Source organism: Candidatus Paceibacterota bacterium (assembly GCA_035452965.1).
In the GTDB taxonomy this organism is placed as follows: Bacteria; Verrucomicrobiota; Verrucomicrobiia; order Limisphaerales; family UBA8199; genus UBA8199.
In genome coordinates, this window is record DAOTCE010000004.1 from 182,083 (window position 1) to 194,812 (window position 12,730).

General features: G+C 62.7%; 8 protein-coding genes and 1 pseudogene. 2 read left to right on the forward strand and 7 right to left on the reverse strand.

Annotated elements, in window-relative coordinates; genetic code table 11:
* Positions 1 to 15: 15 nt before the first annotated feature.
* Positions 16 to 132 (reverse strand): annotated as a pseudogene (locus P5205_05835) (A/G-specific adenine glycosylase).
* Positions 133 to 256: 124 nt separating this feature from the next.
* Between P5205_05835 and rnhC the strand changes: the two are divergent.
* Positions 257 to 1,237, forward strand: a complete 981-nt coding sequence (gene rnhC, locus P5205_05840; GenBank protein HSA09874.1) for a ribonuclease HIII — start codon at positions 257 to 259, stop codon at positions 1,235 to 1,237.
* A 492-nt stretch (positions 1,238 to 1,729) separates the two neighbouring features.
* On the opposite strand, the gene P5205_05845 is transcribed toward rnhC, so the two are convergent.
* The 5 genes from P5205_05845 to P5205_05865 all read right to left on the reverse strand — a co-directional run bounded on the left by P5205_05845 (position 1,730) and on the right by P5205_05865 (position 9,042).
* The gene (locus P5205_05845; GenBank protein HSA09875.1) at positions 1,730 to 2,590 is read right to left on the reverse strand and encodes a metallophosphoesterase; all 861 of its coding nucleotides are present in this window, start codon (positions 2,588 to 2,590) and stop codon (positions 1,730 to 1,732) included.
* Between the two features lie 41 nt (positions 2,591 to 2,631).
* Positions 2,632 to 3,879 (reverse strand): Gfo/Idh/MocA family oxidoreductase, encoded by a 1,248-nt coding sequence (locus tag P5205_05850; GenBank protein ID HSA09876.1) that lies wholly within the window; start codon positions 3,877 to 3,879, stop codon positions 2,632 to 2,634.
* 187 nt (positions 3,880 to 4,066) lie between these two features.
* Positions 4,067 to 6,274, reverse strand: a complete 2,208-nt coding sequence (locus tag P5205_05855; GenBank protein ID HSA09877.1) for a hypothetical protein — start codon at positions 6,272 to 6,274, stop codon at positions 4,067 to 4,069.
* Between the two features lie 18 nt (positions 6,275 to 6,292).
* Positions 6,293 to 7,165 (reverse strand): cytochrome c3 family protein, encoded by an 873-nt coding sequence (locus P5205_05860; GenBank protein ID HSA09878.1) that lies wholly within the window; start codon positions 7,163 to 7,165, stop codon positions 6,293 to 6,295.
* 53 nt (positions 7,166 to 7,218) lie between these two features.
* Positions 7,219 to 9,042, reverse strand: a complete 1,824-nt coding sequence (locus tag P5205_05865) for a cytochrome c family protein (protein HSA09879.1) — start codon at positions 9,040 to 9,042, stop codon at positions 7,219 to 7,221.
* 313 nt (positions 9,043 to 9,355) lie between these two features.
* Between P5205_05865 and P5205_05870 the strand changes: the two genes are divergently transcribed.
* A complete protein-coding gene (locus P5205_05870; GenBank protein ID HSA09880.1) occupies positions 9,356 to 10,309 on the forward strand; it encodes a Gldg family protein in 954 nt (317 codons plus the stop codon).
* Positions 10,310 to 10,452: 143 nt separating this feature from the next.
* Here the strand turns inward: P5205_05870 and P5205_05875 are convergent, their stop codons facing one another.
* On the reverse strand, positions 10,453 to 12,696 hold the full coding sequence (locus P5205_05875; GenBank protein HSA09881.1) for a cytochrome c3 family protein: 2,244 nt from the start codon (positions 12,694 to 12,696) through the stop codon (positions 10,453 to 10,455).
* Positions 12,697 to 12,730: the final 34 nt, after the last annotated feature.

Consider the following 12,730-nt stretch of genomic DNA (forward strand, 5'->3'; position numbering starts at 1 on the left):
TCAATATGTATCTGCTAGAATGACCTCCGAAATCCAGATGGCGTACGGGTCGCGGGTGCGACGCCAGGGCAAGGCGCGCGCATTTTGCGCGAACCACGCCAGCAGCCGTTGCACGATGTCTCGAGGGTTCATCCGAGCGCCGGGAGGTTAAGTCCCAGGCCCGAAAACTGAAACCCGAAAGACGGCCATTCACCCCGCTCGCCCCCACGCCCCGCTTGCCCTCCCGGCGCTCTGGCTCTACGATGCGACAGCTTTTGTGAAACCACTCAGCTCCTACACTTGCAAGCTAACCGATCCGCAGGCGGCTGCCTTGCGGACCTGGCTGCAGGCGCATTACTACAGGTTCCGCGAGGTGCCCTACGCGCGGTTTGCGGCTGAGAAGGAGAAGACCAACGTCGTCTTCTATGGCAGCGGCAAGCTGGTCGTGCAAGGCAAAGGGACGCAGGAATTTGTTGAGTTCGTGCTGGAGCCGGAAATCCTCAAGGAGGCGCGGCTGGGCTACGAAACCGTTTTGAATCCCGATCTGCTCCTGCCGCGCCTAGGCGTGGACGAAAGCGGGAAGGGCGATTTCTTTGGGCCCCTTTGTATCGCCGGCGCCTACGTCAATGAGAGCGTCGCCAAAGCCTGGGCCGATGCCGGCATCCGCGACTCGAAGCATATCTCCAGCGACAAGCGCATCAGCGACCTGGCGGAATTGATCCGCAAGACGCCCGGCTGCGTGACCACAGTGGTCCCGATCGGCAACGAGGCCTACAACCGCCTCTATTCCAAAATGAAGGGTGTCAACGCCATCCTCGCCTGGGGCCATGCGCGCGTGATTGAAAACCTGATGCTGCAGCGCCATCGCATGACACCCCCGCCGGTGCGAGCCATTAGCGATCAGTTCGCTGCCAACAAGGAGACGGTGGCCAAGGCCCTGATGAGTTTGGGCCGGGAAATCGAGCTGGTGCAGAAGCACCGCGCCGAAGAGGATTTAGCCGTGGCGGCCGCCTCTATCCTGGCCCGGCACGAATTCGTTACCCGCCTGGGCGCATTGGAAAAGCAATACGGCCTGAAGCTCCCCAAAGGCGCCTCAGCAGCAGTGGATGCGGCGGCAAAGGAATTCGCGGCCAAACAGGGCGCCGAAGGCCTCGCCAAGGTCGCCAAGATGCACTTCCGCACCGCTCTGCGGGCGCAGGGCCTGCCCGAACCGCCAAAAGTCGAATGGCGCCGGCGCCCCCCGTCAGCAAAGGCCTGATTCGCCCCCGCATCAAACCGAATTGTGCTATCCCAAGGCCGGGCGTAAAAGACGTTCCGGTTTATCCCGAATGGGAGCCCCCAACCCGCAACCCGCGCACTGTCCACATTTTGGACAGTGATGCTGCCTGTCCGCCTTTTCAGGTCCCCTCTGGCCATGGCACCTCTGGCTTGAGTTTACGGTGACGGCACGGCGGTGCCCCTGTGTGTATCCCATGGGGAGCGCTCCCCATGGGATACACACAGGGGTCTCGCCGGGTTGGCATCGTAGTCTGACCGGTGTTTCGGGCCGAATCCAGCTTGTCCCGCCCAAGCTGGGAAAGCTGCGCCCAACCATACGGGTGCGCATATGGACAAGCCTGTAGTTTAACTCACGTGTGGGTGCGGCAGAACCAGCCGCGGGCAACGCCTTGCTGGCGGACAAGACTGCACCCCTTCCCCCCTCATCCGCCCATCAATCAATTCGCCAGGCCAGGCCCTTCTGACGGTGAGATCATGACCGCTGCTCGGCCGCCCCGAGGTCAATGCGGTTGGGCAGTTCTCCAAAGTGATAGAAGCGATGCTCCAGGCGGCCGTCTCGCACAATGACAATGCGCAGGCCGGACTTGCCCTCGACCAGGGGCTTGCCCACCGGGCCGGTGGCGACGGATTCGAGGCCGCCATCGCGGGCAATAACATTGCGGTGAGTATGACCGGAGAAAAGGTGCTTCACGCCCGCCTCGCGGAACCAGGCGAGGTAGCGGGCACGGCGTTCGCCAGGGATGTTGAAATACTCATCGGGCTCGTCAGCGGCTTTGAGGAACCAGGGATGATGCGCGAAGATCACGATGTGCCGCGCGCCGTTCTGGCGGGCACGTTTGAGTTCGGCCTGGAGCCAGCTTTCCTGCTCGGCGAGTTGTCTGGCGGTGTGCGTCGGCGTGTGAATGATCCCTGAGTTGAGCACGATGCCTACGAAGCCCGCCCGCTGGAAGGTGTAGTGGTCAGGGCCAAAATGGTTGGTGTAGGTGGCGATGTCCGCCGGGGACGGGGTATTGCCAATGTCGTGATTGCCGGCCACTTGGTACACGGGGATGTTGGAGCCAACGCGGCTCATGATGCGCCGATACTCGCCGATTTGGGCGGCGTCGCCGGGCTGGTTCACGAGGTCGCCCGAAACCACCACGAAGGCCGGGCGCAGCCGGTTGATGGTGGCCACGGCGAATTCAAGATTGGCAGTCTCCTGGGCGAAATCCTTGTTCTCGGTGAACATGCCGAACTGCGGATCGGCAAGTTGAACAAAGAAGAACGGCTCGGCCGCGGGCAGGCCGGCTGACCCCAGGCAGAGAATTGCAGCCGCAAGGCGTCTAAGGTTCATAGCTGGCTCAGCATTGGTTGGACTGACGAGTGCGTAATCGCTTAGAGCGAATACTGCGGGATCTTCAAAGTCTCCCCATCCTTCATGGCTGACAGATGAGCGTAGTAACCGGGAACGGTCATGTTCAACGCGTCAATCACATCCACCGCCGGTTTGCGCCCCCGAAGGATGGCGTCAATGAAATCATCGGACAGATAACCGTGCGAACCGCCGTGTCCACCCGCGGCAACCCCCGGCGGCAGCGCGGGTTTCTTGATCTGTAGCCCTTTGGCCAGCGCCTCCTGCAGGCGTTGCTTGCCCGTGGCGTCTCCCACAAAACCGTCCACCCGGCCGTTGTGCCCGTCATAGCCGGCATATTCCCCTCGAATCCGGCCCGCTTCCAAATATTCCCCCTGGGAAGCGCATCTGATCATGCGGGAGAGCCCGCCTTCCCGGGTGCGGAATAACCCAACCTCCGAATTGAAGATGTTGCCGATGAGATTGGGTTGGCGCTTGGCCTTGTCAAACGGGGCCGTGCCCTGGCACTGCACGTCCACGTAACTGCCGTGAGTGACCCAGATGTAGTAAGCCGTCGCATGGGTCGGATACCACATGGGCGCCCCTTTCTTGCGCCAGTCCTTGTACGATCCAATCGAAGGCGCCCCCAAAGTATGCGGATGGCAGTACTCTCCTTCCGAATAGACGATGCGGCCGAAGACATTCGCGGCGTAAAGCTTCTCCATGGCGTACAAATCATCGTGGAAGACCGAGGTCTCAAACATGGAATACACCAGGCCGCGGTTCTTCTTGACGCATTCCAGCAGCCTCTCCGCGTCCTCGATGTCGCCATAGAAGGCGGGCACCGCCGTGCAGACGTGTTTGCCATGATTGAGCACCTCCATGCAATGTCGGGTGTGCGAGGGGGCATCAGTGGCCACGAAAATGGCCTCAATGCGATCATCCTTCACCATTTCCTCCAACGAGGGATATGTCTTCTGGCACTTGACGCGTTTGGCCAGCGCCGCGCAACGGTCCGGGATCAGATCACTCACCGCCACGACTTCAACGTTGGGATGATTCTGAAACTCAAATGCCGCCGAGAACTGGCACACCCCGTAGCCGACCAAGCCAACCCGGACCTTGCGGTCGCTGAAGGGCTTCCAGGTTTTCGTCCGGTCGTAATCGGTCTTTGTCTGGTCAAAGCCGGGGATGACGTCGGCGGCGTGGGTGCGATGGAGCAAAGAATGAGTGGCAACCATTGCCGTAGCCGTGGTTCCCAGGAAAGAGCGGCGGGTGAGTTTAGTTGGCATAATTGGATGTTGTCTCATCATAACGAATAGTGGTCTGCTGGCAAGCTTGCTCTTTGGACCCTGCTTGAAACGAAACAGGTCAGGCTGCAGGGCGCGGCTTGAACAGGCAGGCGCGCAATCCGGGAGCCACGGCGCGCCAAGCCACACGGAGGTTGGTCTCGCAGCCAACGGCCGTTTGGCGGCAAAGTCAGAACCGGTATTGGAGGCTGGTGTAAACGAGGTGGGCGTCGAAATCGCGGTTCTCGCCGTAAAGCGCGTCGGTGTAGTGCGAGAATCCGTAGCGCAAGTTCCAGCGAATGTGCTTGCCAATCCGGCGAGTCAGGGTGGCAGTCACAGAGTGCTCTTCGGCGCCGGCGCCATAGGATACGCCATCGAGCTCCAGGTTGTCGTAGTTGTCTGCCCGGTAATAAAGGTAGCTGATCCGGAGATCGGTCTTATCATCCAGGACCAACCCGGAGGCCAATGTCAGGGTCCAGTAGTTGTTCTGGGCGTTGACGATGGCCTCGGTGTAATCGGAAGCGGGGGTCTTGGTCTCGCTCCAGACGTAGTTCAAACCGGCCTGCAGATACAGGCGGGACCACGGAGTCCAGGTGATATCCTGCGCGATGATGTGGCTGGTCATCCGGGAGGATTCAGTCTCGCCGAGGCCGGAGACGCCGTCCGGCTTGGTGTCTATGGTGGAGTGCTGATACTCGTAGCGGCTGATGGAGGTAATGTTCCGTCGCGGTCGCAGGGTGAGGCGGGCGTTGCCGTCATAGGTCTGGAAGTTCTGCATGACCAGGTAGGCGGGATAGCGGTTGGCGCTGCCCGCGTCGTTCGGGGTGCTGTCCTGGTCGTGGTCGTAGTTGTACTCGTTGCGTTTGTAGTAGCCGCCGACGTCCAGCGAAACGCGGCGGGCCGGATACCAGCGGGCGCCGAGGCTGTATTTCTGGAAGAAGCGATCGTCGTCGGTCTTCCGCTGAATCGGCGGCGGGCCGGCGCCCAGGGGCAGGAGACCGCCATTCCCGGTGAGATCGCCGCTGCCTTCGGTCAATTCGCCGCGGCCGTAAAGGACCCAATTGGTGAGCCCGGTGTAGGTCAGGTCGAGGCGCTCGCGCACATCCAGGTCGTGGCGATCGCTCTCGCCATTGAAGGCCGTCGGGGCAATCACGCCGGAGGTTTCGAGCCCGCCCGCGTGCGCGTCGGTGTCGAGGCTCTGGATGCGCAGGGAGGGCACGACGGAGAAATTCGGCCAGGGCCTGTAAAAGAGGTTGAGGTTGCCGACGTATTCGTGGAGGCGGGAGCCGCCGTCCAGGCCGGTGTAACCGACACCATTGGCGGCGGCGGGCACATACCCGACGTCGAAGTCTGAGCCATAGATGCGGCTGCCGGAGAAATCGTTATCGAGGTCGGAGTAGAGGAAGCCGGTGGAGAACAGGAGGTTCTTCTTGATCCAGGTCTCGCTGAAGGTGTGGGCGCTGAAGAGGTCGTAGGAGGTGTTCTGCTGGTCGGTGATCTTGCGCTCGACCGGCTCGCCCGGAAACTGGTTGAGCTTGAGGGCGTTGTCCAGCCTGGCCGTTTCATAGCGCAGGCCGACCCCGAGATCGGTGGCCTTGATGTGGTGGGTGGCCTCGAGCTCGAGGATGTCGCTGCGCTCGTCAAGGTCGTAGAAGGAAGGCGCCAGCCCGCGCGTCAGGTTCGGATTGGAGGGCGGATGGACCGGGCCCCAGATGGTGGAGCCTTTCTCTCCGTCGCGGTAGGTGCGGGTGTATCGGAAGACCACCTGCGGGGCCTTCTCCAGCGTCAAGCCGGCCTCAATGGAGAATTCGCCCCGGTCCAGCGCCAGCGCGTCGCCTTGCCGCGCGTAGTAGGTGCCGCCGGGCGGAAAGAAGCCGCCGTCGCCGCTGGACCAGTACCGGTCTTGGTCGAAGGAGAGCCGGAGGTAGCCGAGCTTCTCGCGGAGAACCTGCAGCCGCGCCTGGTAGTCGTTTTCATCCACTACCGCCCGCCCGTCCAGCGTCAAGGTGGCGCCCTTGGCAATGTCTTCCTGGAAATGGAAGTCCTGCAGCCCGCCGAATGCCCCGCCGCGGGCCTGTTGCCGCTGCTGGAACTGGGACTTGTCGCCGTTCCAGATAAACCCGCCGGCGGACAGCTCGACCCAATTGTTGTAGGAAGTGGCGCCGCCTTCAAACATCTGCTCGGGAGTCAGGGCCGCGTCCTCGGCTTCTTCGGCGGGCGCATCGGTGGCGGCCGGCGACGGCGCGTTGGTAACGGCCGATGGCGGCGCGTTGGTGGCGGCCACAGGAGGCGCATTGGTTTCGGCCGCCCCGAGCGTGCAAACCGCCAACCACAGGCTGACCAGGCATGCCCAGCGCCCCGCCATCCGTTCCGCCCGCGACAAGCTGTTGGTCTTCATCGGGATTCGCCGGTGTGGTTAGAAGCGCAGGGAAGAGCTGACCCGGGAGCCGTGCACCGCTTCGTGACACCCCGCGGTCCAGCAGGTGCCTTGGCCCAGGCGATGGATGCCCGCGCTCTCGTGAACGGAGCCGCCGATAATGATGTTCCCCCCTTGCACCCGCTGGAAATGGCATTTGAGGCACAGATTGGAGTCACGAGCCGTGAGGAGCTTGTCATTCACCGACCCATGCGGCGTGTGGCAGGTGGTGCAACCTTCGCGCAGCGCCTCGTGCTCGAAGACAAAAGGCCCGCGCTGCGCGGCATGGCAGCGGAGACACGCTTCGTTGGCCGAAACCAGAGACGTGCCGCCGCCGCGGAAAATGGAACCTTTGTGCGGGGGATGGCAATCGGTGCAGCTCATCTTGCCCTCGGGCACGCCATGGTGGCTGGGCAGGTTGAACTGGCCGCGCACATTGGGATGGCATTGGAAACAGGCGGTCTCCACCGAGCGCGCGGGCGGAACGCCGGCGCGCGCATCGAAGCTGGAGGTCTCCGGTCGGCCGGCGCTGAAGCTGTAAGGCGGTTTGACCTCGCCGCCGGACTCGGCGTGGAGGCTGGACGGTCCGTGGCAGGATTCACAGCCGGCGTTGAGGGCGTTGGGCCCGGGGGTGATCAGCCGGGCGTGATCGGCTGTGGCGAAATCGCGGCAGATCTCGTCGTGGCATTGCTCGCATTCCTTGGAGCCGACGTATTTGGCACCGGGAATATCCGGCAGCACCACCACCGAACGCGTCACGCTCTGGCAGGAAATCACCACCACTAGCAGCAGCGCCGCGCCAGCGGCCAGGGCGGCGCCCTTAAGCCGCCTCGCGTTGCCGCTGCCAACTTTGCGGACCTCGGAGTTTCTCATGCGTCTTTTGTTGTCGCCGACAGGGTGTCGCGCGGGCTGGCCCGTTGCGGGGCCTACTTCGCCAGCTCCGCGCCCACCAGGTCGTATGCGGTGTTTAACAGATCAACCGTGTAAAAGAAATTATGAGTTCCAAAGCTGCCGTCGTTCTGGACCAGGTAGAGGTTAAAGCGAGCGATCTTAATGTTCCTCGGTATGAGCTGCTGCAACGCCGCGCTCGGGCCGGGGCCGCCGGCTAGCGGATCACCCGGGCTGTAGTTGGTGTAGGCCCAGGCGTTCGTGCCGTAGGCGGATGTTCCCAGTATGGCCGGGGCCTTTGTGTTGGCCCATTGCACCAGGCTGCTCCGCACCTCCGCGATCGAATGCACCGGAAACAGTCCGTCGGGATTGGCGGTGATGATCTGCTTTACGATGGGGACCAACAGGTTGGCCACATCGCCGGCGCCGTGGCAGGCGCCGCCGCCGCAATTGGCTGAGCTGGTGATCTTCCCGAACGTGTGGCCGGCCGTGCCCGGCTGGGAGGGGCTTGGGGAGGAAACCACCTGCATGTGGCAGGTCACGCACTGCTTCGTGGCGTAAGCATGAGCTGCCGGGTTGAAGTGGGGGGCGCCCAGCGTATTCGTATCCACCACGCCGACGGTGCCCAGCAACAGGTTGTATTGCGGCGAATGGTGGGGCGGGCGCGCGGAGTCCAGGTAGGAGGCGCCCCGGTCGTTGTGGCACTGGCCGCAGAGGTTGATCCGGGGGTTGTAGTTGGTGGTGAAGTTGCCCCCGGTGTGGTAATCCTGCAAAGATGTCAGGGGGTTGAGCACCTGGCTGGCGTATACCGCATTCGGGGGGCCATTGGAGAAGACCTGGCCCGTCACAGGATTGGTGATGATGCCACTTACCGCATTGGTGAACACGCGAAGCTGATGCGGGTCGTGGCAGGTGGCGCACGCGATCCCGACGGCGCCGGCTTCCTGAGCGCCTGGCAGCGCCTGGCCCTTCAGCAAGGCCTGCCGCACACTGCCGGAGTGGCAGCGCCCGCAGGTCGAGATCAACGAGGGAGTGCTGGCAAAGTCCTCTTTCAACTCCTCCAGGACTGCCTGGTGGGGCGAGGCGTTCCACTCTTCATAACGAGGGGGGTGCGAGGCTGCCGCCCCGGCCGGAACGAACTGGGCGCTGTGACACCCGCCGCACATGGCGGCGGCGATCTCCACGCGCGGCACCGCCGTCGGGTCGTCCGGATTGCTGGCGTGGTTCCCCGCCGGACCGTGGCAGTTCTCACACTGCACGCCGGCCAGGTGTGGGGTGGTTGTCGGGCTGACGAAGCCGGTCGGCAGCCCGTAACCGACGGTGTGGCAGGCCAGGCAGGATCCGTTGGTCTGGCCGCCCTGTGCCACCCACAGCGAGTTGGTGAATATGCTGGTCCCGGCGTGTGCCGTGTGCAACACGTCATGGAGAACTTGCCCGTGGCACTCCCCACACGTTTGGGCGCCGGCGTACCGCGCTGCCGGGCCGGAAACACGGAAGAAGGCATTGCTGTGCAAAGTGGTGACTGTCTCGTTCCGGCTGAGATTGAAGGGCGTGCCGACAGCCTGCCAGGCTTGGTCCTGCAAGCGCCGCTTCTGGAACAACTGGTAGTATCCGGAAGGGCCATCCCAGGTCACGTTCACACCGTTGGTAACCCGCGTAATCCCGGTCACGATGGGCATGCCGGGCATGCCACCCGGCTGCGTGACGCTCAAATGCGCAGCGGCCGGCGCCCTTGCGCTCCAGCCGAGAGAAAATGCCACCGCCAAAAACCAAGCTGTTGCCTGGTGGGTCGTGTCGCCTTTCATGCCTTGATGGGGTTTGCGATCGCTGCTGCCGGCAACTCCCATCCAGGATTGTAGCACATTTTCGATCATGCGCCGGGCAGTAACTGCAAGTGCATTAAGTAACATCGGATCCGCAGATTCACGGAACACCAGAGCGCTTCCGTGGCGAACATGCTGCGATGCATGCTAATCCCGTGGTCCGCACGATACTATCCTGTTTTTGTCTGATTCTAACCATTAATTGGCCTGCGTGGTGCAACCCCTCTTTCTCCCCGCCCGGCGCAATGGGCGGAAGCAAACAGGAAGGCAAATTCCGTTCGCGTCCGAGGTCCGGATCTGCCAGATTGAGATCATCGTGCGGCATCGGCCAAGAGCACGAAACCGACTCAGCATGAATCAGCTACCCCCAAACCTTGTTCGTCGCCCAGGCAAACCAGGTGCGGGCCAGCAGGCCGGCGTCCGCACACTCCTCCTGTTCCTGCTCTTCTTCCTTCTGGGCATCGCGGTCAGCGCATTCTGGTTCTACCTCACCTCAGTCCGCGCCTCGCCCGGCGCATCCGGGCAAACCGGCATTGCGCCCGCCATCCGGTTGTCCGACAGCACCACGGCGGTTTTGAGCCGCCTGAATTCGCCGCTGGAGGCTCGGTTCTATGCGGTGCTCGATCCCGCGACTGTGCCGCCGTCCATGACGGCGTTTGCCAGCCGCGTGCGTCAATTGCTGTCGGCATACGAACAGGAAGCAGGCGATAAAATCCAGCTCACTGCGTTTGACTCCGCCTCCCAGGCAAACCTAATCGCCGCCGCCGCCGAGGGCATCCAGGTCTTCAACCTCGACAAGGGGGAGCCCTGCTACCTGGGCCTGGCGCTCGCGCTGAACGGGCGGAAGGAAACTCTGCCTTACCTCTCTCCCGACTGGGAGCCGGCACTGGAACCGGATCTGACCAGGGCCATTGCCCGCCTGCTTGACGCCTCACGCCCCGCGGGACCAGCGCGCCCCGGGGCGTCCGTCCCGCAAGCCGTTGCCCCTGTGGATACGGATACAATCCGGGAATTAAAGACCCTGCTTCCAAACCTGAGCACCGTCACCATCGAGGAAGGTACGCAGATTCTGCGCGAGGCCGCGCTAAAGGAATTCGCGGCGGCAGCCACGGAGATGGAGACCCAAATCAAGCAAGCCGAGCAACGTCTCGCCCAGGCCCAACAAGGCGGTTCCGACGCCGACAAACAAGCCGCCCTAAGAGACCTTCAGCAGGTCCAGGCCGATCAAAGCGAGAAACTCAAGCAGATTGCCGCCCGCTCCAGGGCCCAGATAGATGCGCTCCGGCAAATTAAAGCCGGCCCTTAACGCGCTTCCGGAATTGGTTGCTGGCTTGTGTTGCGCGGCGCGGGGAGGTACCGCGGCACCGCGATTACTGAGCTCGTCCGCAAAGCGCGAACCCCTCCACGCGAGCGCGGAGGGGTTGGCGAAACAATTAGACCGGTTGCAGGCTACGGCGTATGAACCACGCGGAAATACTGCTGCACGTTTTTCCGTGTCGGTGTCACGTAGCTGACGGCGTTGCCCGTGCCGGGGATCGGGGCCCCTACATTCTGCCAGCCGTTCTGCAGCGACGTATTTTCCTGCACCTGGTAAGTCGTGCCGACCTGGGTGTCAAAGGTCACCTCTGCCGCCGTGTAGATTTGGACCGTGTTGGTGGGGGTGGAGCCGCCCAGTTTGGTGCCATTGGCCCACACCACGCCGCCGGGGACGGAAACGCCCGGAATCAGCGGATTGAGGCCCAGCGAGTACTTCAGCCAGTTGGGGATGCCGTCGCCGGCTGGAGTGGCATCGGCGCCGGCGTTCGGGGCGGTCGCCGAACCAAAATACTGTACCTGCCAGGTGTAAAACTGGAGGTCCGACGGGCTCAGGTAACTGACGTTCGGTTTGCCCGTCAGGTCGGCGATCGAGGTCTTGAGCACGCCCACCGCGTAAGACAGGTTGTGGATTCCGTAGCTGCCGTCTTCCACCACGAACAGGTAGTTGTACGCTGCCCGCAATTGAGGCTTGGTCCAGCTCGACGTGATGGCGAGATTCGAAGGCGAGTGATTGGTCTTCGCCACGCCGACGGGCGGCAGCATCGCCGCCAGCGTGCTTAACAGGCCTTTCACTTCGGTCTGCACGCCTTCCACGACGCCGTTTCCGTCATAGTCCTGACGCTTGAAGTCGAAGCCCCCAATGGCCCCATGGCAGGCCACACAAGCGCCCGTAAGCTCGACCGTCTGGGTGCCGTTATGCCAACTGGGAGAGAAGGTATGACCGCCTGCATGGCTGATAACATTGGTGTCGGTGACCGTCTGCATGTGGCAGGTGACACAGGAATCTGCGACCACCTCGCGGTGAGCTGAACTGGGGATCACCTTGCCGTAGTTCACAGCGTTGGCGCCCGCCAGCATATCAGCTTGCGGTCCATGGTGCGGCCCGTAGCGGTTGCTGCCCGCGGTGATTTCCACATAGTTCGTGGCGTCGCGGCGGCTCATGTGGCAGTTCATGCACAGGAGGCCCTTTCCGGCGGTGTTGGTCGTGATCGTGGTTTTCTTGTCCATGAGCGTCACCGGCGCGGAGGTGCGGAGCTGATGCGGGTTGGCGGCATCATGCGGCTCGTGGCAGGCGGTGCAAGTGATCACCTCGTAAGGCACTTCCACCGCGGGCGCCCCGGCCGTATAATTGATGAAGCCTTGGGCCGTGTGACATCGCGAGCAGGCCGCCTCGGTTTCCTCTACCGCCACCGCATGACGGGAGTTATACCATTCGGCGCCCTTGATGTGGTGGGTCGGGGCATCATGGCACTGGTTGCAATCACCGGAAGCAAGAGTCTTGCTGATCATGCTGGGATCTCCCAGCGAGAAAGCATGCTGGCTGCCGGGGCCGTGGCAGTTCTCGCATTGGATATTGGCCAGATTCTGCAACTTCGCCGGCATCGCCGCCCAGTTGGTGGGAGCGAGCACCGCGGGGAAAGCCCAGCCAACCTCGTCGGCAACATCGTCAAACCCGCCATTGACAGGGTTGACAATTGCGTTGGTGTTGGGGTCGAAGCCGACGGTGTGGCATGAGATGCAGGAGGATCGGTAGAAGCCCAGTTCGCCATTGATGCCTTTAGTGAAGATGTGCGCGTGGGCCGTGTTGGTCCAAGGTGTGTATTTGTCTGGCGCCCCGCTGCCGCCGCTGTGGCAGAGGATGCAGGTCTCAAGGCCCATGTATCTGCCCGCGGTGATAGTCGTGCTCAAAGTGGCCGAGCCGCTGCCGGTCGTGACAACCGTGGCAAAGACCTTGTACTGCCCCACAACGTCCGGGCGCAATAACCTGCGGCCGGCCACCTGATAGCTGGAGCGGTCCGCCGGGGCATACACGGGGACATTGGCCCCGAGGGGGCTGTTGGTCAGCACAGCCTTGGAGCCCGGCGCATTGGTCAGAACCAGCGCCCAGGTCACGCTGACGATCTCGGCGGGGGCGATGGCGCTGTTGATCTCGACCTGCAGGAAAGCAGGCATGCCGAGGCCAATCGTGTTCAAGCCGGGGGAAGTCTCGGTATTGGAGGCAAGCGCGTAGCTGGGATTGGAGATGTCCCCAGGCGTCAGCGGGCGCAAGACGAGCCGGCCGTTGAGGGCCGCGGCGGCTCCAGCCGTCATCGCGGCGACCATCGTCATCAGCACAACCGCCAGCAGGCAGGTCGTGGCTTCATTGGTGTGTTTCATACTTAGCACGTGCTTTCTTCTGCTTAATTGGGTT